The organism is Agrobacterium sp. SORGH_AS_0440 (genome assembly GCF_031453135.1).
Lineage (GTDB): Bacteria > Pseudomonadota > Alphaproteobacteria > Rhizobiales > Rhizobiaceae > Agrobacterium > Agrobacterium pusense.
In genome coordinates, this window is the sequence record NZ_JAVIYR010000001.1 from 1717597 (window position 1) to 1739691 (window position 22095).

The 22095-nt window shown below is 60.4% G+C and carries 14 protein-coding genes and 2 pseudogenes; 5 read left to right on the forward strand and 11 right to left on the reverse strand.

Annotation, left to right across the window (positions count from 1 at the left end):
- Position 1 precedes the first annotated feature (1 nt).
- From QE453_RS07830 to QE453_RS07845, 4 genes and pseudogenes are all read right to left on the reverse strand, one after another.
- Positions 2 to 1105, reverse strand: coding sequence for a sn-glycerol-3-phosphate ABC transporter ATP-binding protein UgpC (locus QE453_RS07830; protein ID WP_309776670.1), 1104 nt, complete (start codon positions 1103 to 1105; stop codon positions 2 to 4).
- Positions 1105 to 2450 (reverse strand): annotated as a pseudogene (locus tag QE453_RS07835) (glycoside hydrolase family 28 protein). The gene QE453_RS07830 and the pseudogene QE453_RS07835 overlap by 1 nt, the downstream one beginning before the upstream one ends.
- Before the next feature lie 5 nt (positions 2451 to 2455).
- The gene (locus tag QE453_RS07840; protein WP_309776671.1) at positions 2456 to 3550 is read right to left on the reverse strand and encodes a glycoside hydrolase family 105 protein; all 1095 of its coding nucleotides are present in this window, start codon (positions 3548 to 3550) and stop codon (positions 2456 to 2458) included.
- Between the two features lie 13 nt (positions 3551 to 3563).
- The gene (locus QE453_RS07845; RefSeq protein ID WP_309776672.1) at positions 3564 to 6086 is read right to left on the reverse strand and encodes a hypothetical protein; all 2523 of its coding nucleotides are present in this window, start codon (positions 6084 to 6086) and stop codon (positions 3564 to 3566) included.
- A gap of 195 nt (positions 6087 to 6281) precedes the next feature.
- Here QE453_RS07845 and QE453_RS07850 point away from each other — a divergent pair, with 195 nt between their 5' ends.
- Together QE453_RS07850 and QE453_RS07855 are read left to right on the forward strand one after the other, a co-directional pair.
- Positions 6282 to 7562 (forward strand): ABC transporter substrate-binding protein, encoded by a 1281-nt coding sequence (locus tag QE453_RS07850; protein WP_135856334.1) that lies wholly within the window; start codon positions 6282 to 6284, stop codon positions 7560 to 7562.
- Positions 7563 to 7767: 205 nt separating this feature from the next.
- Positions 7768 to 9750 (forward strand): phosphatase PAP2 family protein, encoded by a 1983-nt coding sequence (locus QE453_RS07855; protein WP_309776673.1) that lies wholly within the window; start codon positions 7768 to 7770, stop codon positions 9748 to 9750.
- Positions 9751 to 9806: 56 nt separating this feature from the next.
- Here QE453_RS07855 and QE453_RS07860 read toward each other — a convergent pair whose 3' ends face one another.
- The 5 genes and pseudogenes from QE453_RS07860 to QE453_RS07880 all read right to left on the reverse strand — a co-directional run bounded on the left by QE453_RS07860 (position 9807) and on the right by QE453_RS07880 (position 16471).
- Positions 9807 to 11030, reverse strand: a complete 1224-nt coding sequence (locus QE453_RS07860; RefSeq protein WP_113381860.1) for an MFS transporter — start codon at positions 11028 to 11030, stop codon at positions 9807 to 9809.
- A pseudogene (locus QE453_RS07865) lies at positions 11030 to 13458 on the reverse strand (TonB-dependent siderophore receptor). The gene QE453_RS07860 and the pseudogene QE453_RS07865 overlap by 1 nt, the downstream one beginning before the upstream one ends.
- Before the next feature lie 110 nt (positions 13459 to 13568).
- A complete protein-coding gene (locus QE453_RS07870) occupies positions 13569 to 14537 on the reverse strand; it encodes a FecR family protein (protein ID WP_309776674.1) in 969 nt (322 codons plus the stop codon).
- A gap of 84 nt (positions 14538 to 14621) precedes the next feature.
- Positions 14622 to 15128 (reverse strand): sigma-70 family RNA polymerase sigma factor, encoded by a 507-nt coding sequence (locus QE453_RS07875; RefSeq protein ID WP_006697272.1) that lies wholly within the window; start codon positions 15126 to 15128, stop codon positions 14622 to 14624.
- 194 nt (positions 15129 to 15322) lie between these two features.
- Complete coding sequence (locus QE453_RS07880) at positions 15323 to 16471, reverse strand: ROK family protein (RefSeq protein WP_309776935.1); 1149 nt, start codon at positions 16469 to 16471, stop codon at positions 15323 to 15325.
- Between the two features lie 211 nt (positions 16472 to 16682).
- Between QE453_RS07880 and QE453_RS07885 the strand changes: the two genes are divergently transcribed.
- Positions 16683 to 17579 (forward strand): glycerophosphodiester phosphodiesterase family protein, encoded by an 897-nt coding sequence (locus tag QE453_RS07885; protein ID WP_309776675.1) that lies wholly within the window; start codon positions 16683 to 16685, stop codon positions 17577 to 17579.
- A gap of 133 nt (positions 17580 to 17712) precedes the next feature.
- Here QE453_RS07885 and QE453_RS07890 read toward each other — a convergent pair whose 3' ends face one another.
- On the reverse strand, positions 17713 to 18450 hold the full coding sequence (locus QE453_RS07890) for an SDR family oxidoreductase (RefSeq protein ID WP_309776676.1): 738 nt from the start codon (positions 18448 to 18450) through the stop codon (positions 17713 to 17715).
- Between the two features lie 95 nt (positions 18451 to 18545).
- Between QE453_RS07890 and QE453_RS07895 the strand changes: the two genes are divergently transcribed.
- Positions 18546 to 19496 carry an AraC family transcriptional regulator gene (locus tag QE453_RS07895; RefSeq protein ID WP_309776677.1) on the forward strand — a complete coding sequence of 317 codons (951 nt, stop codon included), beginning with the start codon at positions 18546 to 18548 and terminating at the stop codon, positions 19494 to 19496.
- A gap of 112 nt (positions 19497 to 19608) precedes the next feature.
- On the opposite strand, the gene QE453_RS07900 is transcribed toward QE453_RS07895, so the two are convergent.
- Positions 19609 to 20742 carry an ROK family transcriptional regulator gene (locus tag QE453_RS07900; protein ID WP_044459921.1) on the reverse strand — a complete coding sequence of 378 codons (1134 nt, stop codon included), beginning with the start codon at positions 20740 to 20742 and terminating at the stop codon, positions 19609 to 19611.
- Positions 20743 to 21030: 288 nt separating this feature from the next.
- Here QE453_RS07900 and QE453_RS07905 point away from each other — a divergent pair, with 288 nt between their 5' ends.
- A complete protein-coding gene (locus QE453_RS07905; protein ID WP_309776679.1) occupies positions 21031 to 22023 on the forward strand; it encodes an ABC transporter substrate-binding protein in 993 nt (330 codons plus the stop codon).
- Positions 22024 to 22095: the final 72 nt, after the last annotated feature.

Consider the following 22095-nt stretch of genomic DNA (forward strand, 5'->3'; position numbering starts at 1 on the left):
GCTACCCCCTCCCTTTGCCCGTTAGGCGCGGCAGCGCCAGTTCGGTGGCGGGATCGAAGACATGGACCTTCTCCCGTGCCGGCATGATTTTGAGCACCGCGCCGGAGGCGGGCGCGAAATGGCCGGCCTGATGCACGATGATCTGGTCCTTCTCACCCTTGATATTGCCGTAGAGATAGGTCTCGGTGCCGAGGCTTTCGTGGTATTGCACCTCGAAGGGCAGGCCGGCATCCGCGATGGTGAAATGCGAGGGTCGGATGCCCGCAAGAACCGCCTGTCCGGGGCTGACGGTTGCCGGATCGACGAGGCAGGGGAGCGACACGCCATAGCCGGCATCGATGGTAATAGTGCCGTCGTCGCCCTTGGTGATAGTGCCTTTCAGCATGTTCATGCGCGGCGAGCCGAGGAAGCCGGCAACGAAGAGGTTGCGCGGATTATCGAAAAGCTCAAGCGGGCTGCCCACCTGTTCGATACGCCCGGCGCGCAGCACCAGGATCTTGTCGGCCATAGTCATGGCTTCCACCTGATCATGGGTGACATAGATCATCGTTGTCTTGATATCACGGTGCAGCCGCGTGATCTCGGCGCGCGTCTGCACGCGCAGTGCGGCATCGAGGTTCGACAGCGGCTCGTCGAACAGGAAGATGTCAGGCTCGCGCACGATGGCGCGGCCGATGGCGACGCGCTGGCGCTGGCCGCCGGAAAGCTGTTTCGGCTTGCGGTCGAGATAGGGCTCGATGGCGAGCATGCGCGCCGCCTCGTTGATGCGGTTTTCGATTTCCGCCCGCTTGAAGCGCAGGTTTTCCAGGCCGAAAGCGAGGTTCTTGCGCACGCTCATATGCGGATAAAGCGCATAGGACTGGAACACCATGGCGATCTTGCGCTCGGCCGGTGAGAGCGCGCTGACATCGCGATTTCCGATGGCGATGCTGCCAGATGTGACGTCCTCAAGACCAGCGATGATGCGCAGCAGCGTCGATTTTCCGCAGCCCGAAGGGCCGACGAAAACGACGAATTCGCCGTTTTCGATCTGGAGATCAATATCATGCAGCACATGCACGGCGCCGAACGCCTTGTTGAGGTTTTCGAGTTTCAGACTTCCCATCACCTGCTCCCTTCAACCGAGCTCGCCGTCGCGACGATCTCCTGGCTGTTCCAACCCTCGGGCAAGGGCATTGCTCTTTTGATGGCGACATCATCAGCCGAAAAACCGTGAACGCCCTCAAGATAGATCGTGGGCATGCCGCCCGGATAATCCTCCATACCGACGATCCGGCCCTCAGCATCCTGCGTCCAGGCATTAGCGCGGCCGGCCGCATCGGCGCTTGGCGCTATATCGGCATTGGTGGGACGCAGGTCATATTGCAGGCCGGTGCCGAGCTTGCCGGGCTCCTGCGCCAGCGTGATGCGCGCAAGCCTGACATTGTGAATGCCGGCTGCCGAGGTGGAGACGAGGTTGATCGCTCCCTCCATCGAACCGCTCAAATCTTCGATAACAAGATTGTCCACCCTGCCTGCCTGCCGTTCGGGGCGGCGGTCAACGACAGTGACTGTCACTGCTTCGCCAGAACCCCAGAAACCACCCGGCGTTTCATGGCACTCGGCCTCGATGCGTGAAAAGCGGATGTTGCGCATGGCGCCGCCATCACGGGAGAAAAGACCCATGCCGCGATTTGACTGCACCACCTTGCAGTCTTCGAACACCACATTAGTGAAATCGCCGAAGGATTCGGTGCCGAGCTTCAGCGCGCAGCTCATGCTGGAAACGGTGCAGCGGCGAACCGCGATATTGGCGCACACGCCCACTGCCTTGCCATCCGGCCCGGCACTGGTCTTGAGGCAGATGCCGTCATCCGCAGTCGAGATGAAGCAATCCTCGATCAGCGCGCGGCGGCAGGCATCCAGCACGATGCCATCCGTATTGGGCAGGCGGCGGTCGTTTTCGATGCGCAGATTGCGGAAATGAAGGTCCTCGCAATTGACCATATGCAGCGTCCACATGGGGGAGCCACTGACGTGCAGGTTTTCGAGGCGCACATTACGGCAGGCTTCCAGCACCATCACACGCGGGCGTTTTTTTGCCGGGATATAGGTGCCCATGGCTGTGTCGTCGCCAATGATGAAGTTTTCACCGCCGGCCTCGATACGGCCCGGACCCGTGACGGCGATGTCGTGCGCGCCCTTGGCGATAATCATGCCGCGATCAGAGTCTTCGGCAATCACCGAAACGCGGGTGAGGGCGTAAGCGTCGTAATCGGAAACGGGGGCGAGTACCGCGTCTGCGGCAAGGTGCAGTTCCACGCCGCTTTTGAGCCGGAGACCGGCGCTGACATGTCGTCCGGCCGAGAGAGAAACGCGGCCGCCGCCTGCTGATGACGCGGCATCGATAGCCTGGTCGCCGTGGCGTCGAGGCCACTGGCCGCAACTGTGATGTCCTGACTGATGTTCATGATGCTCACGATGTCTTTCGCCTTTTCAGAAAAACGTCGATCAGAAGCAGCATCGTCAGTGCCTGCCCGTAGGGCGTGGGCAGGTTGGGGATGCGGCGGTAGAAATCGAGATCGTGGCCCATTGGCGTGCCGTCGGAGACGCCGTGAACGACGCCTTCCTCATCGATATTGCCGAGCACCGCTTTCAGCGCACGTTCCGCATGCGGACGGTTCTCGTCGCCGAGAATGCCGGCCTCGATGCCGCGCAGAATGCCATAGGCGATGCCAGCCGTTGCCGATGTCTCGACCGGCGAGGTCGGGTCATCCAGCAGCGTATGGAACATGCCGTCTTCACGTTGATATGTTCTCAGCGACCGCACCTGGCTCGAAAGCACATTGGCGAGGAAGCGTTTGTCCTTTCCAGAGAGTGTCGGTACCAGTTCGAAAAGCTCGGGAATGGCGACGGTGATCCATGAATTGCCGCGCGCCCAGAAAGCGTCCGCGAAATTGTGGCGGCCGTTGAAGGTCCAGCCGTGATACCAGAGCCCGGTGACGGGGTCGGAGAGATAGCGCGCATGGATCATGAACTGGTAGACGGCCTCGTCGATCCAGTCCTGCCGTTTGCAGACAACGCCGGCGCGGGCGAGGAACAGACAGGCCATAAACAGCGTGTCGTCCCAGAGCTCCCCCTCATTCAGCCGTTCCTTCACGACGTGCTGAAAGCCGTCATCTTCGGTTTTTGGTAATTTATGCACCAGCCAGTCGGCCCAGTCTTCCACCAACGCGCGGAAATCCGGCCGGTCGACATGTTCTGTCAGGATGACGAGCGGCAGCATCGGCGCGGAACTGTTGATCTGGCGCGGCGGCAGGCCACGGTCGATCTGCCAGCCGTACCATGTCACGAGGTCGTCCAGTGCCTTCTGGTCGTTGGCCGCGAGTGCCCGGCGCAGGAAACCATAAAGGCCAACACCCACTTCCCAATCCCATTCATCGAACTGGATCTTGCCATCGGAACTGCCGCTGACCAGACCTTCTTGAATGCCTTTGAGGCGGCTGAAGGCGGCGGCGACATTATCGATCGTCGTCCTGAGAGTGTCTTTTTCCATGCTTGGCTGGTTCATCTGTCAATTCCGCTTAGGAGTAGAAGGGTTTTGCAGCGCTGCCCGAAGCTGGGTCTGCGCTGTCGAAGGTGATTTTCGGTTGCGGCTGGTCATGGTCGAAGGCCATGGCCTGTCCGCCGATAGTAAAGGCGCCGTCCCAGCTGAGAGTGAGTTCCGGCCCGCCGGGTGGCGTGACTGCGAGCAGTCGGCTTTCGGCATCGAAGGTGACCCGTGTGGCGAGAATTTTCGCGCGGAAGCCGGCGAAGGCTTGCGCGTCGCCGCAGCCGATAACGCCGATCCAGCCGGCGCGGCGGCCGGGCGATCTAATCTCGCGGTTGGCGGTGGCACCAGAGGTGACGGGTTCAAGTCCGTTCGTCGCGTAAAGGGCCGCGAAGCCGCGGCCGGAACGGGTGATGAGCCAGTTGTCTTCCATCATCACCTCCTCCAGCCCGTCGCGGCCGAGATAGGCGTGGGTCCAGTCGTTGCGGTGATCTTCGGTATCGAAGATCAGCATCGCCAGATCGCGGTGCTGCGCTACGCGCGGCAGGATGCCGCTTCCCGCCCAATAGGAGGGACGCTGGCTGCCCCAGGGATCGTCCTCACCGGGATGATTGACCCAGAGCCGCGCCATCGGGTGGCCGGCAAGCTTGATGTCCATGACGTGCTGCTGGTGACCCCTGCGGCCGGTCTTGTGATCGACAACGGTGGAAAGCTGGGCGGCCTCGTTCTTGAACAGCACGAGTTTGCCGGGCTCCAGCCCCTGCGCGTAGCGCGCCTCGACCATGCGGCCGTTTTCCAGCTGGGAGAGGGCGGCAAGATGCGCCGGCGGCAGGTAATCTCCGCAGCAGAACATCGGCAGCGAGGCGACGCCGTTGTTGAGCCAGCCCTTGCCGAACGCGACCTGCGCAAAAGGCGCCAGTTCCGTCAGCGGCCCGGCGCGCAGTTCCTTGTCATAAGCCCGCCCCTGCGAACCGGAGGGAACGCCGCCCAGTGTATGCAGTGCGATCATCTCGAAAATGAGATCGAGTTGGTGGCGCGCGCGGGCAGCAAGTTCCGGCTCCGCCCAATGTTCGATGGCGAGAAGACCGATGAAATCGACGGGGTAATAGGCGGCCGAATTCCACTCGGCCAACCCATGCGCCTCGACGCTGTCGAACCAGCGCGCCAGCCGTTCAGCTGCCAGCGCGGCCTGCTGGCGCCCGCTACGGCCGGACGCGGTGAAGGTGGCGTCCGGCAGATAGTCGCCGGCCAGCAACTGGCTGGTGTGGAAGCAAAGGACGTGGTTTTCACTCCAGAACCACATGACGTCATTGCCCGGCTCGTCCACCCAGTAACGATAACCAAGGATCGAAGCATCGATCCGTGCCCGCATATCTGCAGGCAACCGGTCCCCATGAGCACGCACCAGCCACAGCAGCGGGATCATGATGAAATCCGAGCAGTCTTCGCGCCTGTCGATGGAGTGCAGCGTCGCATCGATGATGCCGCCGATCGTCTCGATGTCATCGCTGCCGGTGGCGACCATGGCAAGCGCGCGGCCGATGCGCCAGGCGCCGAAACGGGCGCTGAAGGAAAGCGCCGCCTTCTTCCGTTCATTGATGTCGTTAGAGGATGCTTCCGGCGCGATATCACGCATGAAGGCGGCGTCGATGACGCGGGTGACAGTGCCGGAACCCGATCCGAGGGTGATCCTGACGCCGTGATACCCGTCGGCAATGCCTATTGTTTCGGGGATCGTGAGTGAGGATTGCCCGGCTTTCAGCACCGTATCCACTTCCGCAAGCGCGGCGCGCTCATGGCCATGGCTTTTGACGGCGATGTGCACCGGCAGATCGCTTGCCGGCGCTGCGCCAAAGACGAGTTCTAGGGCGCTGCCAGAAAACACGTCGCGGGCAGGGTGCACGTCACGCACCAGCGCGGCCAGGCGCTTCGTCTCTTCCCGGTCGAGCGGCACCGGCAACACGACGGTGAGCGGCGCGGGATCAATAACCTCAAGTTCGAAGAACCAGATGATGTCTCGCTCCGCCAGATCCTCGCAGAGAAGCAGGACCTCGTTGTCACCGGCCGCAAGATCGAGCGCGATGTCACGGCTGCTTTCGACATTGCGGATAAAGGGTTCGAAACGGACCTGCTCGACGCCGCCTACCCAGATGCGCACGCCGCCACAGGTTCGCAGCCGGAACTGCGCTTTCCGTGCAGTCTCGCTGCGAAACGTGCCCTTCAGCCAGCGCTGCACGTGGGTCGGAACATGCCAGAAGCCGGTGAATTCGACGCGGCGATTGGAACCGGGCAGGTTGAGGTGGGAGACTGGCCAGCCGGTATCGGGGGCTATGCTGCGGCCGATCATGGTCTGCTGGAAGGCCTTGCGGCAGGGAAGGTCGCCGACATCGACAAAGCCGTTGATGAAGCGGTAGTTGACCCGATCTTCCGCCGGTGCCGGCGTGCCCGGAAACGATGTTTCGACAAGTTCCGACACGATCCAGGCGGTCACCGTCTCGCCGCCCGCGACGGTATATGTGGGCTGCGACGCCTTCGCCGCAAATGGTCCATCCGTCATATTGGATCGCCTCCCGTCGATCGATTATGAAATTATTTTCACAAACCTGTATTCGCTTTTCCGCGTCGATTTATGAGATTTCGCTGGAACAAACAGCTTGACGTTTATTCTGTCAAGCCGCAAAACATCATAAATCGAACCAAGCAGAGGAGCTTTCGTTCGATTTATGAAAATTTTTTCATTGGGAGGATGAGCATGATGAAATTGTTTTCGGGTGTCAGCGCCCTGGTATTTGCCTCCGTGGCCGGTCTTTCTGCCGCGCAGGCCGAGACCCGCACGATCACGTTTCTTTTTACCGATGACGATCAGGGTTATGTGCAGCGCATGGCAGCGCTCAGCAAGGAGTTCGAGACGGCCAATCCCGGCGTGAAGATCAATTTCGTATCGTCGGGTTATGATGCCGTTTCTAAGCAGCTGCCAGTGCAGCTGGCGGTGGGCGAGGGCCCCGATATTGCCAAGATCACCGACTGGCAGCTCGCGCCCTATTATCTCGACATGCGGCCTTACATGAGGGATGCGGACGCCTTCGCGAAACTGCATGGTGCAAGCCTCGACCAGCTTCGCCTGCCCAATGTCAACGATCCGAAGTCGATCAATGGCTACATGGCGTCGCAGACGCTGAACCTGCCCTTCGTCAACAAGACGCTGTTCGAGCAGGCCGGCGAACCCTTGCCCGGCCCGACCGCCAAATTCAGCGAGATCGTCGAGGCATCCGCCCGTGTCGCCAAGGCGACGGGCGTGCAGATCCCCTTCACCATGGACCGGTCCGGCCACCGTTTCTCCGGCGGCGCCTTCTCTTACGGCTCGACTTATGTGAAGGACGGCAAGTTCAGCTTCCCTGACGATGCGGCAAAAAAATACATCGCCGACCTCTTTTCATGGACGCAAAACGGCAGCTTCCCCAAGGAAATGTGGGGTGCGGCTGGCGGTTCGCAGTACAAGAACATGGGTGACGAGTTCGTCAACGGCAATGTCGTGACGTATCTCGCCGGAAACTGGATGGTCAATCCGTTCCAGAACAAGATCGGCGACACTTTCGAATGGACCGCGATCAATGCTCCCTGCGGCGATGCGGGATGCTACGCGATGCCTGGTGGCACCGCGATCGTTGGCTTCAAGCGCACCAAATACCCTGAAGATGTGGCCCATTTCATCGAGTTCCTCGGCTCCGAAAAAGTGCAACGGGAAATCGCTGAAAACTACGTCATTCTGACGGGTGCAGAGATCGCCAATCCGCAATACAAGCTGAAGAGCGAAAACGCCAAGGCGGCGATGCAGGTCTTCCTCGATAACAAAAAGAACGTGCCGCAGGCCGCGCGTGATTTCGAACGCGCCAAGGGTGGCAGCGCCATGTATCAACAGATCGTGCAGCGCATGAGCCAGCTTATCGTCGGTGAGTTGACGCTCGATCAGACCTACAAGGTTCTGGAAGATGACATCGCCAAGATCAACGAGGCTGTCGCGGTCAAGAAATAAGAGCGCCGCTTCGAGATAAAAAGTCGATCTGCCCGGGGCGACGCGTCGGGCAAATCGCGCCTTCATCTGCCGGCCGCTCTTTCACATGCGATCTATCTTAATCAGCATGCCGAAAAAAAACTGCCATACGCCCGGCTTAAAGCTGACGGCGCGCCGAGGCTTTGCGCGCTCCCCTTTCGTCACGCGTCAAATCACAGGATTCATCATGCCCAAATTGAAGATGTCGTCCATTCCCTCCGCACGCTCGGCACTGCTTGCCTCCGTTGCGTTGCTGGTGCTCGTTTCGAGCGCCGAAGCATTCGATAGCAAGGCACCGGCTGGTCAGGGCTATGCCATCGCCGTGACGGAGCCGACTGCGGCCTACCCGCTGCCGCTTGCCGATAATTATCGCAACCAGACGGGCAAGAATGAGAAGGGCGAGGATGTCCGTGCCTATGACGACCATGACAATCCCGTCATCAAAATCCTCTCAGGCTTCAACCGGATCTGGACGCTTGGCGATGAGAAATGGGCCGCTGGTGGCGCCAACGGCGATGGTCCGACGGATTTTAGCCGTGCGAAGGCCGTTAATCCCGCGATCTGGCAGGAAAACATGCGCTATGTGCTGTCTGTGACCGGGGAAAACCGCACGACCGCCGCCGCTTTCAATGCCTACATGAATGATCGGCGCTCGCAGAGCTACAGCGTGATCAACGGCATGGGACCGCTTGCCGATTGGTATCGTGAGGGGTCGGGTGCGACCACCACGATCAACCATACACTTGCAGACTTCGATCCGAACGAGGTGATTACCCGCAAGGAGGAGGACAAGGGTACGGAAGCCGGAACGGCCGAATCCGAGTTAAAGAGCGTCGTGGCCTTGATGAAGGCGATCCGCGGACCGGAAGCCACGACATCGCCCGCGAAATACTTTTATTCCTCGCCGCGCCCGTGGCGGATGAACGATAAGGGTGAGGTCGTCGACAAGGGGACCGAGACCATCGGCGATCGTACCTTCGAAGGCTACGAATCCAGTGCCGGCATTGTTGTCCCGGCGCTGAAATATGCGCGCGAAAATCGCGGCCGTGGCAAGGATGGCGGCTTTCCAAGCGGCCACACCAATGCCGCCTATCTTGCCGCGATTGCCTATGCTTATGCCGTGCCGGAGCGTTTTTCCGAGTTGCTGACGGCGGCTTCGCAACTGGGCGAAAGCCGCATCGTCGCCGGCATGCATTCCCCCGTCGATGTGATCGGTGGCCGCATAACGGCAACTGCGATCGCCGCTGCCGTCTTGCAGGATCCAAAGAACGCAGAGGTCAAAAAGGCGGCGCATTACGACCTGCAGGCCTATTTCGTAAAACGCCTGCCGCAGGGCCAGTCTCTGATCCAGTTCGCCCATAGCGCGGGTCTGGAAAGCGACCCCTATGCCGATGCGGCGAAAAACCAGGCCGATTATCGCCGGCGCATGACCTATTCCTTCAGCCGCAACACGGCTGGGGGCCATGCACCCATGGTGGTGCCGAAGGGCGCCGAGGTTCTGCTCGAAACACGCCTGCCTTATCTTAATGCCGCACAACGTCGCGCCGTGCTGTTTTCCACCGGCATCGAGGCGGGTTATCCGCTGCTCGATGACAGCAACGGCTGGGGACGCATCAATCTGGTGGCCGCTGCCGGTGGTTATGGCGCATTTGACGGCGACGTCGAGGTGACGATGGACGCTGCGGTCGGTGGCTTCAATGCGGCAGACCGCTGGACGAATGATATTGCCGGGGCAGGGCGTCTCGTCAAATCCGGCAGTGGGGCGCTGACGCTCAGCGGCAACAACAGCTATGGCGGCGGCACCATTGTCAGGAACGGAACCTTGGTTGCGTCTTCCGCCGATGCGCTTGGAACCGGTGGCGTGCTGGTCACGGGCGGCACGCTCTCGCTTGCCGCAGGCAAGGATGTCGCCATCGGCGGTGATTATACGCAGTCCGGCGGCACGCTGGCGCTTGATCCGCAAAAGATTGCTCTGCGCGTCAAAGGCAATGTGGTGCTAGACGGCGCGACGCTGAAGCTCGCTTTCGAAGGCGGCGCGTCGGCCGCCGGCACGCGGCTCGACGTCATCTCCGCCAACGGCCTGACCGGGACATTCGCCACGATAGATGCGGGCAACGTGAAGGTGCGGCCGGTCTATACCGGTTCGGACCTGTCAGTGGTGGTCGAATAGGCCGATGCAAGAGGCCTGCCTGGCGCGGCTTAAGCCGCCGCGCCCGGGGCTTCGGTTCAAGAGTTCTGCCGTCGCATCAGCAGGAAGATGACCGGTGCGGCGAGCACCGAAACGATGGCGGCAATGATGAAGGAGGCTTGATAGCCGAATTTTTCGGCAATCGCGCCTGCGCCCAGCCCGCCAATCATGCCGACAACGCCATCCATGCACTGGAACAGGGTGAAATCGACCCCGGCCTGCCGGGGGTCGGACCAGCCCATGAAGCAGGCGTAAAGCGCGACGAAGCCGATGGACATGATGCCCGACGAGCTAGCCACCGCAACCGCCATGACGACCCATTGCGAAATATCGCGATGAACGCTGAAATAGGCGAAAAGGCACAACAGCGCAGTCTGCACGAAGATGGCGATGAGCAGGATTCGTGACGCCCCGTAGAGGCGTACCAGCGTTCCGCCGAGCAGCGCGCCGGCGAAACCGACGATCATGCTGCCCACGCCATTCAGTGCGCCGATGGTGGCGAGATCGAAACCGTAATCGACCAGGAACGGGCCGAGCATTGCCAGACCCCATTTCTGCGCCGCGACATAAACGGCCGCTACGAGAAGGCCGGTGCGGACTTCCCGTCGCTTGAGCGCGTTTTTGATCGATGGCAGGTGGTCCCGTGTTTGCGGGACCGTTCTTGCCGCCGGGCCGAGCAGGAAGGGGAGCGCGAGCAGGATGACCAGCCCGGCCATGACCAGCGTGGCGCTCGTCCAGCCGGCGCGGTCCACCAGCACCAGAAACAGGCCGGCGCCGATGGCGGAGCCGAGATAGGAGCCGCCTACCTGTGCGGCGTTGCCCCATCCATGATGCTCTTCCGCCAGCGTTTCGACCGCATAGCCGTCGCAGGCGATGTCGACTGTCGCCGTCACCAGCCCGATTACCGACAGGATGGCGATTGCGACGGAAACCGGCGACGGGCCGGTGAAAGCAAGAACAGCGAGGCCGCAGGCGCAGGCGGCGATGCCCGTGCCGACGATCACTCGCGACCGGTTCCTGCCAACGGGCGGCAGCCGGTAACGCTCCACATGCGGTGACCAGAGGAATTTCAGCGCCCAGGGCAGAACGACGAGATAAAGAAGGCCGATCTGGTCCAGCGGCAGTCCGGCGGTTCTGAGCACCGCCGGCAGGCCGAGAAAGGTCAGCCCGCCAATCACGCTCTGGCCGACATAAAGCCCGCCGACCGCCACGAAGACGGCGGCCGGCGACGGCTTGGTTGTGGCAGGGTTCTGCTGCAGCATCAGAAGCGATACCGGATGCTGCCGACGACCTTGCGGCCTTCGTCATAATAGCAGAAGCCTGTGGTGCAGACCTGTTTCACCTCGTCGAGAAGGTTGGTGGCGTTGATCTGCAATTTCACGCCTTCCAGCGAGGGCAGGGCCTTGCCGAGATCGTAGCGCAGCGAGGCGTCGACGAAGGTGCGGGCCTCATTGTCAAGAATGGGGGTGTGCTGGTTGTCGCCGAAGCTCGATCCGACGTAACGAACGCCCGCGCCGATGCCGAGGCCTTCGAGCGCACCGCTCTGGAACTCGTAATCGGCCCACAGCGAGAAGGTGTGATAGGGCGAGGAATTGAGCTGCTTGCCCACCGTTTCCGACGTCAGTTTGGTAATTTCAACGTCGTTATAGGAATAGGAGCCGATGAGGCTCCAGCCATTGTCGAGCGAGGCCGTGGCTTCGAGTTCCACGCCGCGCGAGCGCAGGTCGAGCTGGCGCAGCAGGTTGATGCCGGACGAGGTCTCATAGACCGTCGCATTGTCCTGATCGAGATTGAAGAAGGCGGCGCTCAGCAGGGCGTTATATTGCGGCAGGGCATATTTCATGCCGAGCTCATATTGCTTGCCGAGCGTTGGCTGCGCCTGTCCCGTTACCGTTCCCGTGGTGATGATGACGCCCGGATTGGCGACGAAGGAGGTGCCGTAGCTGATATAGGGCATCACGCCGCTGTCAAAGACATAACCGAGGCTGGCGCGGCCGGTCGTCTTGGTTTCATCGCCATCATAGATGGGAGCCGCTGCGTCTCCGACGGTCTGGGCCTGATATTCGGTGTCCAGCCAGTCGTGACGAATGCCGGCCGTCAGGCGCCAGCGGTCGATTTCGACCTGATCCTGCGCATAGATGCCGAGCGTGTTCATCCTCTGCTTCAGTATCAGCGACACATCAGGCACATAGGTGAAGGTGTCGGTGAAGGGGCTGGCGCCGCTGCCCTGTTTTGAGGTGTAGGACATGTGGCTGAAGTCGATACCGGTCAGCAGCGTATGTTTCGCCGGGCCTGTGTCGAATTCTGTCTTCAAGTAATTGTCGGCGGAGACGCCTTTATTGTCCTCGATGGTGATGCCGGGATAGTTGGCGAAGACCCATTGCTGGTCGGCCGAAAGGGCCGAATAACGCGCCTTGCTGTAGAAGGTGACGTTGTCGTTGATTTCATGCTCGAACTCATAGCCGATACGCCATTGTTTCTGCTCGAAATCATTAAAACGGGAATCGCCGCCATAAACCGGCGTCGCGCCGATCGACTTGCCGTCGCTGCCGTAATTGTTGATGTATCCCCAGGTGCCGCCGGTGGTGCTGTCCATATATTCGCCGAGCAACGTCAGCTTGGTGCCGGCATCCGGCTGGAAGGTGAAGGCCGGCGCGATGAACAGCCGGTCGTCCTTGATGGCGCTGATCTCGTTACGGCCGTCGCGGGCCACCCCGGTCAGGCGGTAAAGCATGGTCTTCTCGTCATCGACGGCGCCGGAAAGATCGAAAGCGCCCTGCACGCGGCCGAAGGAGCCATATTGCAGCTCCACCTCGCGCAGCGTCTCTTCGGTCGGGCGTTTCGAGATGATATCGACAATGCCGCCGGAGCTGCTTGCACCATAGATGGAGGCGGCGGGACCGCGCAGGATGGAAACAGCTTCCACGCCATAGGGCTCGAGCCGGGCACTGCCGTTCTGGCTGCTGACCTGCCGCAGGCCGTCGCGGAAGATGCCGGTGGTGCTGAGATCGGTGCCGCGCACCTTGAAGGCGTCGAAACGCGGCTCCGCGCCATATTGGCCGATGCGCGCGCCGGGCGTGTAGTTCAGCGCTTCCGAGAGGTTCTGCGGCTTCAGGTCGTCAAGCTGCTTGCGGCTGACGGTGGTGATCGACTGGGCGGTTTCGGCAACCGGCGTATCGGTCTTGGTGGCGGTGCGGCCGGATTTGCCGACATAGCCATCGCTCTCGATGATGCCCCTGGCGCCTTCAAGGCCGGTGCCCTGCACGGTGATCGGCGCAAGCAGGGTGCTGCCGGCGGCAGCCGAACCGCCGCTTTCGGCGGTCTGGCTGGCGGGATCGAAAATGCGGACGGTATTGCCGCCGGCCAATGCATAGTTCAGTCCCGATCCGGCCAGAAGCCCGCTGACTGCCGCCGATACGCTGAGCGTGCCCTTGACGCCGACCGTGCTGCGACCCCTGTGATCGCGGAGGGGTAGACCATGCGCAGATTGGCCTGGCGGCCGAAGCTGAGAATGGCGTTTTCCAGCGGCCCTGCGGGAATGGAGACGGTGACGGTGGCGGGTGCGCCGCTTGCGGCGGGCGGTGTCTGCGCGCTGGCGGTCGTGGCGCCCGGACCTGCCGAGACGATGCCCCCGATAATCGCCGTCGTCGTCAGCCAGAACCAGCCGCGTGCCTGCTTACCCAATTTCATGTCATTCCCTCTCACTCGTGATCTCATGCCCCCCCGCTGAAACGGGTCCTGATTGCCTAGAGTGAAAAGGCGGACCGACTCCTGACGTCGGATCTGCGAAAAAAGTTACTTTATCGCGAGCGGACGAAAACCAGCATTCCGGAAAGCCGCGATACCGAAACGGGAAGGCTCTCTTCGAGAATGGTGAGGGCCTGATCTGTGTCCTTGAGATCGAAGATGCCGGAGACGTGCTGCCTCGCCGCCGCCTCATCGAGGATGACGATGCGGCCCCGGCGATATTGCGAGAGAATATCGAGAACCTCGCGCAGCGGCTGGCCAGAGAAGACGAGCTTGCCTTCGCGCCAGGCCATGCTTTTGGCGACATCCTTGCGGGCGCGCATCAGCCGGCCGTCGCCGCCAAGGGTCACGGCCTCTCCGGGCGTGAGTACGGCGATCTCGGCGCCTGTGGTCACCTCCACCCGGCCTTCCTCCACCTGCACCTCCTGCGGCAGCGCGCCATTGCCGGTGCGCACCGAATAATGGGTACCGAGCGCTTTTGCCGTCAGCGCTCCATCCTCGACGATGAAGGGCCGCTCCGGGTTTTTGGCGACATCGAAATAGGCTTCGCCGCGAAGAAGGGTGATGCGCCGTTCCTTTTGCGAATAATGAACCGAAATCGCGGTATCGGTGTTCAGGCTGATGCGGCTGCCGTCTTCGAGTGAAAGCAGGCGTGTTTCGCCGATTTCGGTGTAAAAATCCGCCTGCCAGCGGTCCTTCAATCCGCTTTTCTCCGCAACCAGCGCTGCAAGCCCGATGAGGCAGAGACCGGCAACACCCGCCAGCATTGCCCGGCGAGGTCCGCGCCGTTTTCGCTGTTCAACCGGCGCAAGCTCTATATCGCCAAGCTCGCCCCAGAGGCTCTGCATGTCCTCATAGGCGCTGGCATGGGCGGCATCGGCCCGCAGCCAGACATGAAACGCCTCGCGCTCCGCCTCCGTCGCATCTGCCGATTGCATGCGCGCCACCCAAAGCGCGGCCTCTTCGGCCAGACCGTCATCGATCAAGCCTTTATCCTTCAGACCGTCCGGGCGCTTGTTCATGTCCTGATCTGCCGTTCGTTGCGTGCTGAGATGTGTCCCCTTTCCCTTATAGAGTGAAAAAGGATGCGAACACCTGATGACGGTCTACATTTTTATTTGCGCGCGGACCTGACGGCAGTGCAGCAGCGCCTTGATGATGTGTTTTTCCACCATATTGCGGGAAATGCCGAGACGGGCGGCGATTTCGCCGTTGGAGTGGCCATGCAGGCGGCTGAGCACGAAGACCTGCTGGCAACGCTTGGGCAGGGCCTCGATGGCCCGTGCCATTAAAATAAGGTGCTGCCGCCCGGCGACGATCCGCTCCTGCCCCGGCTCTTCGCAGGCAACGGCAAAACCCGCTTCGTAGGGTGCGAATAATGGCCGCTCTCGCGACTGGCGAATGGCTGTCAGGCGGGCGACGGACCGGGCGATCTGGAAGAGATAGGCCTGTGGATTGTCGATCAGCGTGGCATGAGAAACCTCCAGCGCCCGCAGCACGGTTTCCTGCATGGCGTCGGCAGCGTCTTCCCGGTTCTGCAGGCGCCGGCGGAAAAACCGCATCAGGCGGCTTTCCTCGTCGGCATCGAGAACCTGTAACAGAGCTTTGCTCATCAATCGACCCGGTGGCGTACTGGCTTGACGCATGAAGCAACAGGATATGCTGCGTCATGTCATAAACATGATAGTTGCAATCATATTTATCGCCCTCGGATGCAAGCTGCCAACCAGTAAAAAACCGGGGGCGAAATCAGGCTCACGTTTCCGTTATGATTGTTGCGGGATTACATCAGGCCGCTTGGGCTGAGTTACAGGAAATAGCGCACCCTGAGCGGCAGCAGCGCCGCACCTATGGCGGATGGATCGCCCTTTGTTTCGCTGAGAACCAGCTTGGCCTCCTTCGGTCCGACGCCATAACGGTGTTCGCGCTGGGAAGGCATGTGCGTGCGCTCGATCATCATCTGGCCAAGTGCGCGCGGCAATTGTCCGCCGAAGACGATGGCCTGCGGATCGAGAACCGCGATCAGGCTCGCTACTAGCCTGTCCACCTGCGGCATGGTCTCGTTCAGCCATTCCTCAACGCCCGGCCATGTGGGGTCGAACTGCTGATACAGCGGTTCGATCGAATGAATGTCGACACCATTTTTCTGCAGGGTGGCGATCAGATATTGCAGGGCCGGCCGTTTGGGCGCTTCATCCGGGCTGTATATGCCGCTGAATTCGCCGGCATTGCCATGGAAGCCCTGGAACGGTTGCCCGCCGAGGATCAAGCCGCCGCCGAAGCCGTAATTGAAGGACAGATAGGCGAAGGTCTGACACCAGGAGCCGACACCCCGAAGGCTTTCGCCGATCGCGCCCGTGGTGGCGTTGTTCTCCAGCCAGACAGGCAGTTGGAACTGTTTCTCAAGGATAGGCTTCAGGTCCATCAGCGACCAGTCGCGAAGAGGTTCAGGCGCGTTGAAGGCGCGGTCCTCCGACACGAAAAAGCCGGACATGGAAAAACCGAGACCAAGTAGTCGCTCGCGCGGAATGCCATGTTCCGCCAGCAGCCGTTCGAGCGCCAACGACAAGGCCGCGAGCGTCTCTTCCCGGTCCTCCGGAAGCATCTTCAGCTTTTCCTCGACAATGACATCGCAACGGAAATCGGCGATGCAGATCACCAGGGAGTCGGTGTTGATGGAAATGCCAAGAGAGTAAGCCGCTTCCGGCACGAGTTCGATGGTCGGGCTCGGCTGGCCGCGTGTGCCCTTGATCGGTGCGCCGGTACGCAGAAGCCCACGCTCCAACAGGCCCTCGATCAGGCGGTGCACGGATTGCTGGGTCAGGTTCGTCTGGCAGGTGATCGACGCGCGGGCAATGGGCCCCTGGCGGCGCACGATATCCAGAATGAGACGCTCGTTTTCGCTGGCAAGCGGCTGGCGGTCGAAACTCTGGGGCTGGGTCTGATCCATGGTCATCGCTCTGGATAATGGCTGTGCGGGGCGGCTGCAATGCGGACCACCGTGGCTGACATAACTTTTCATGGATCCTGTTATAAATAATACACTATGAGTGTATTAAATCCAGACGGTCAACAACCGGTTCGCAGGAGCCGCCTCGGCCGCGGCACGGGGAAAGTCTGACACCGGCAACCAGTGCCGGTAAACACAACGTCTGAAAGTGAAAATCATGCATCAAACCCTTGCCGCCTCTCGAAATACCTCCAGCCCCTGCAATGTCCTTGCGCTCTGCTCGCGCGACGATCCGGCCATTCTGACCATTGCCCATCGCGGTTTCTGGACCGCCACCGCCGAAAATTCGCTGGCTTCCGTCCGTGCCGCGGTTGCAGCGGGGGTAGAGATGATCGAGATCGACACGCAGGCGACGGCCGATGGCCAGCTGGTCGTCATTCACGACGGGACACTCGACCGCACGACGACGGGGAAGGGCGTCGTGAATGCGCTGCCCTTCGAGGTGGTCCGCGCTGCAAGACTGAAGGCCGGTGCGGGTGGCGATGCGGCCGAGGTGACCGATGAATGCGTGCCGACGCTGGAAGAATTGCTGGAAGAGGCGCGCGGCCGGATCGCCGTCAATATCGACACCAAATTCGCCCGCGATCTGCCACAGGTCATGGAAACCGTGCTGCGGCTCGGCATTCAGGATCAGGTGCTAGTGAAGACCGATGTCGACCCGGAAGCCGCCCGTTTCGAGGTGCTGGATGCGCACTGGTTCGGCAAGATCCCGCATATGCCGATGTTCCCGGTGCGGAAGGGCAAGTTTGCGGAGGATTTGCGCCGTATCGAGGCGTTGCGTGCGCCGATGATCGAGGTGAAATTCACCGATATAGCCGATCTGGCTGAAGGTCGTGCCGAGATGGAGCGCCAGAACATCCGTCTCTGGGTCAACACGCTCGACCTCGCCCATTGCCTCGATTTCAATGACACGCGCGCGCTGGCGGACCCTGAAGCGGTGTGGGGCGCTCTCGCCGAGGCCGGCGTCGGAGCGATCCAGACGGATGAGGTCGAAGCTTTCACCGGCTGGCTAAAGACGGCCCCCGCCGCGACCGGTAGAGCATGGGCAAGATGAGCAAGCGTCTCGAAGCGCCGTCGCCATCGTCCTGGTAAAGTCGATGGCAGATGTGTTGAAACATCTGCCATCTGCATATCAGCCGGCTGAAACGCCGCAACCGAGCAATGTCCGGTCGGGCCGCTATCGGTCGTCAGTTCGCCCGGGACAGCGCACCTGCGGGAAAACGAAGCTGGCCGGATAGGTCATGGACGGCGCTCCAGATCGCGTCGGCAACATCGCCTTCGCTGGTCGTCATGGCCGGTTTGGCGAAGCCTTCAAGGATTGGTCCTGCAAAATCCATGTAGTCTTTCGGCAGCAGTTGCTCCAGCGGAAGGATGGCGTTTGTCGTGAAGCGGGTGGTCGGGGCATAGCCCGGTTCCACCAGCTTCACCCGGATGTTGAAATGATCCAGTTCATGCGCGAGCGAGCCGGAGAAGCCCTGGATTGCCTGCTTGCTGGCAGTGTAGGCGGCGGCGAGCGGGAAAGAGGCGAGCGTGGCGCTGGATGTTACGTTGATGATGGTGCCGGATCTGCGCTTTCGCATCTGCGGGATTATGGCCTGCGTCATCGCCATCACACCGAAACTGTTGGTCTCGAAGATCGTGCGGATTGCCGATATGGGTGTCGCTTCGAAAGCGCCGACCATACCGATGCCGGCATTGTTCACCAGCACATCGACCGGACCTGCCGCATCGGTCAGGGCTGCGATGCTTTGTTCGTCCGTCACATCCAGCGGGAGGACGCGCAACCGGTCGGTGTTGCCAACGAGGCGATCGGGATCCGGACGCCGCATGGTCGCAATGACATTCCAGCCACGTGATAGGAAGAACTCGGCGGTTGCCTTGCCGTAGCCCGATGAGGTGCCGGTGATGAGGATCGTTCTGGTCATCATAATCTCCATTGTTCGATATGACCGGAGATAGACGATGTGCTCTGGATGATATATGCTCGTAACACCATAATTTATTATTGATCGTCCAGATAATGGATCCTCTCAGCGATATTATCGATCTTTTGCGGCCGGGCGCCGCCGTTTCGAAGCCAATTTCCGGACGGGGCAGATGGGGCGTGCGTTATCGCGCCTATGACGCCCCGGGCTTTGCCGTCGTGCTGGCCGGTGCGGCATGGCTTATGATCGATGGCCGGGCACCTCTGCGGCTGGCGCGTGGCGATTTCCTGCTTTTGCCGTCCACGCCCGCCTTCTCGCTTTGCAGCGATACCGACGTCGACTGCATTCCGGTCGAGCCGCAAGATCAGGCGGTGCGGCATGGGGAACAGCATGGGGAACCCGATTTTGTTGCGCTGGGAGGAAGTTTCACGTTCGAGCGGATCAATGCGGCGCTGCTGCTTTCGTTGATGCCCGAGTTGATCCATGTACCTGCGGGAGAGGGTGGAGCACCCCGGCTGGCGCGTCTGATCGAGTTGCTGGCGGAGGAGTGCGCGCGCGAGGATGTGGGCAAGCATTTGATCATACGGCGCATGCTGGAGGTTTTGCTGGTTGAAGTGCTACGTCGGCCGAATGTTGGTAACGAGGCCATTCCTGCAGGACTGGTGAAGGGAATGCGCTTGCCGGGGCTTGCCCGCGCATTGTCCGCCATGCACGCCGATATACGTGTGAATTGGACCGTGGCCGAACTGGCTCGCATCGCGGGCATGTCGCGTTCGGCCTTCGCAGCACGATTTAATGAAATGCTAGGCTGCGCGCCGATTGAGTATCTGGCTCGCTGGCGGATGGCGCTGGCCAGGGACGCGCTGATACGCGGGGTGAAGTCCCTCGATGATATTGCGGAGGAGATCGGCTATGAATCCGTCAGTGCATTCAGCACCGCTTTCCGCAGAAGAAGCGGTGTCGCTCCGGGCGTCTTTGCCCGCGCAAATGGCGACAGACGCCGACAGCAGGCAGGATTTTTCCAGCCGTCGCCGGTCATGCGATAAGGGCCGTCCGGTTCACCGCGAGGGAGGGGCGGATTAGGCAGGTTCGCTCCACAGTAGGCGCCGCGGATCTTCGGCGGCTCTTATTGGGCAGACGGCTACCGGCTAACAGCGGCTAAGCCCATCCCTTCAGCGCCCTACCTGAATAATAGCTGGGCGTAGTGGCACGGTAGATCGGTATGCTGGCTGCACCGAGATGCGGCAAGTCACTCATCATCGATTTGCGTATTTCGGGGGGCTCCACGAAGAAATCCTCGCCAAGCATTTCCAGCGACCCGATGCGCTCCACGATATGGTCGAGAATCCAATTGGGCAGTGATCCGCCAAAAATGATGGCGCCGGGATCCATCGTGCGGGCGACGGTCAGAGCCAACACCCGCAGCTGGTCCGTTGCCCTTTCAAGCCAGGTAACCACCGCCGGATGGTCGCGATAGCTTTCATCAATATCCCTTAAGCGCCGGACACCCACCCCGTGGGCGGCGAGCGTGTCGCAAAGATCCTGTCCGGAGGGACGAGGATGTGATTTGGGAAACAGGCCACCAAACTCGCCAGCATTTCCGTTCGTGCCGCGATAAAGATGACGCTGCACCACGACGGCGCCGCCGATACCATATGTCAACCAGATCATCGCAAAGTTACGGATACTGCGGCCCGCACCGTAATAAAGCTCTGAGAGAATGACGGTGTTGCCGTCGTTTTCATGAAAGACCGGGAAATCGAAATAGGGTTGGAAGTCCTTCTCGACGTCTATATCGCGCCAGTTCTCGAACTGCCTGATGCGAAACACATGGCCTCGATCGCGCTTGAAGTGGCCCGGAAAGCTGATGCCGCAACCCAAGACATCCTTCTTTCTTATTTTAGCCTTCTCCAGCACTTGGCGGGAAGCCCTTTCAGCCATTTCCATGATGTGTTCGAAACTGTGCCCTTCGAGTTCGGACCGAATTTCCTGCCTGATCGTGCCGTTCAGATCGGCGATACAAACACGCAGATCGTCTGGATTGAAATAGACCCCCAGAGTGAATAGTCCATTCGGGTTTATTTCAATTGCCGTGGAGGGTTTGCCGCGCTTGCCGCCACTGCGAGCTTCCTCCGCCTCGAGGATCAGGCCGGATTCGAGAAGATTTGCGGTCAGGCGTGTTAGGGTCGGTGCAGAAACATCCATCTCGCGTGCCAGCTCGATACGCGACATGCCTCCCTTTCCGCGCAAGATTTCAAGCAGTCGCCGCTCATTGTAGCCGAGGTCGATCAAACCATTCTCCTGCGAGACGTTACGCCGGATGAATAGCGCAAACCAAGCGGTTGTACAGCAAATTTCGATGAGTCAGAGGCATATCGAGCCAGTATGGGGCGAATTGGGTTTCCTTAATTCCCCGTTTTATCAATGAACTAGGGCCTTTAGGAATTTTAGAACCAATCGCCGCTTGACTTATTAATTTACGTAAAGAAAATAAATATCAGACAACGAGCAACGACACCAAAAATAGCAAGAACCTGTCGCAAGTCCTCGTCTGTCAGGGAACAAAAAACGGAGATCCTCATGCGTCAATCATGCACTATTTTCGCGCGCCTTTTTACTGGCGCAGCATTCTTAGCAAGCGCCGCACTCGCCCACGCACAAGGCACTGTCGTGGTGTATTCGGCAGCGCCGCAGCAGCTCATGGACGAGTTGTTGCCAATGTTTGAAAAGAAGACCGGCACCAAGGTGGAGCTTGTTAAAGCTGGATCCGGCGAGCTGATGAACCGCATTAAGGCAGAAAGCGGCAAGGCGGCGGGCGACGTGATCTGGAGCGTTGACGGCACCGTCATCGACTTCTCCGCTGATCTTTTCGAGCCTTACAAGCCTGTCGAAGCGGCCGCGATCAACACAGCTTTTTCGCCGAGTGCGAACTGGGTGCCTTTCACAGCTGTCGTGACAGCCTTCATTGTCAACAAAGAGGCTTTGAAAGGCGCGCCGGTTCCGACGTCCTGGGCCGATCTCGCCAAGCCTGAATATAAGGGCCTGATCTCCTCGGCCCGCGCTGATCAATCTGGTTCAGCATACATCCAGATGGCAACTGTCTTGCAGGACTTCGACAGTGAGGAGAAGGGCTGGGAGATCTATACCGGCATCCTTGGTAACTCTGTCCTATCCACCTCTTCCGGCGCCGTTCCACGTTTTGTCAATGATGGCGAGCAGGCCGTAGGCATTACGCTCGAAGATGCCGCTCTGCGTTACAAGCTAGGCAGCGCTCCGGTCGAGATTGTCTACCCACAAGAAGGCACGGCAATAGCGCCCGATGGTATGGCGCTCGTCAAGGGTGCGCCGAACGCCGAGAACGGCAAGGCTTTCATCGATTTCATCGTGTCCAAGGAAGCGCAGGAGGTCGTGGTGAAAGCCGGCCGTCGGTCGGTACGAACCGATGTTCCGGCAAACGCGGCACTTATTCCGCTCTCGGATGTTCCTGATGCGAAATACGATTTCAAGTGGGCTGCCGACAACCGATCGCGCCTGATGGAAAAATGGAACGAGATACTTCTCGACGTCCAGTAAGAGCATAGGGCGGCGCATCACGCGCCGTTCCCCCTCTTTCATTCCGTCCACCGTGGTCGCGCGCCGCGCAGG

Bases quoted from the DNA above. Each gene is read 5' to 3' on its own strand.
- QE453_RS07830 (WP_309776670.1), bottom strand. From the start codon at position 1,105: ATGGGAAGTCTGAAACTCGAAAACCTCAACAAGGCGTTCGGCGCCGTG.
- QE453_RS07840 (WP_309776671.1), bottom strand. From the start codon at position 3,550: ATGAACCAGCCAAGCATGGAAAAAGACACTCTCAGGACGACGATCGAT.
- QE453_RS07845 (WP_309776672.1), bottom strand. From the start codon at position 6,086: ATGACGGATGGACCATTTGCGGCGAAGGCGTCGCAGCCCACATATACC.
- QE453_RS07850 (WP_135856334.1), top strand. From the start codon at position 6,282: ATGATGAAATTGTTTTCGGGTGTCAGCGCCCTGGTATTTGCCTCCGTG.
- QE453_RS07855 (WP_309776673.1), top strand. From the start codon at position 7,768: ATGCCCAAATTGAAGATGTCGTCCATTCCCTCCGCACGCTCGGCACTG.
- QE453_RS07860 (WP_113381860.1), bottom strand. From the start codon at position 11,030: ATGCTGCAGCAGAACCCTGCCACAACCAAGCCGTCGCCGGCCGCCGTC.
- QE453_RS07870 (WP_309776674.1), bottom strand. From the start codon at position 14,537: ATGAACAAGCGCCCGGACGGTCTGAAGGATAAAGGCTTGATCGATGAC.
- QE453_RS07875 (WP_006697272.1), bottom strand. From the start codon at position 15,128: ATGAGCAAAGCTCTGTTACAGGTTCTCGATGCCGACGAGGAAAGCCGC.
- QE453_RS07880 (WP_309776935.1), bottom strand. From the start codon at position 16,471: ATGACCATGGATCAGACCCAGCCCCAGAGTTTCGACCGCCAGCCGCTT.
- QE453_RS07885 (WP_309776675.1), top strand. From the start codon at position 16,683: ATGCATCAAACCCTTGCCGCCTCTCGAAATACCTCCAGCCCCTGCAAT.
- QE453_RS07890 (WP_309776676.1), bottom strand. From the start codon at position 18,450: ATGACCAGAACGATCCTCATCACCGGCACCTCATCGGGCTACGGCAAG.
- QE453_RS07895 (WP_309776677.1), top strand. From the start codon at position 18,546: ATGGATCCTCTCAGCGATATTATCGATCTTTTGCGGCCGGGCGCCGCC.
- QE453_RS07905 (WP_309776679.1), top strand. From the start codon at position 21,031: ATGCGTCAATCATGCACTATTTTCGCGCGCCTTTTTACTGGCGCAGCA.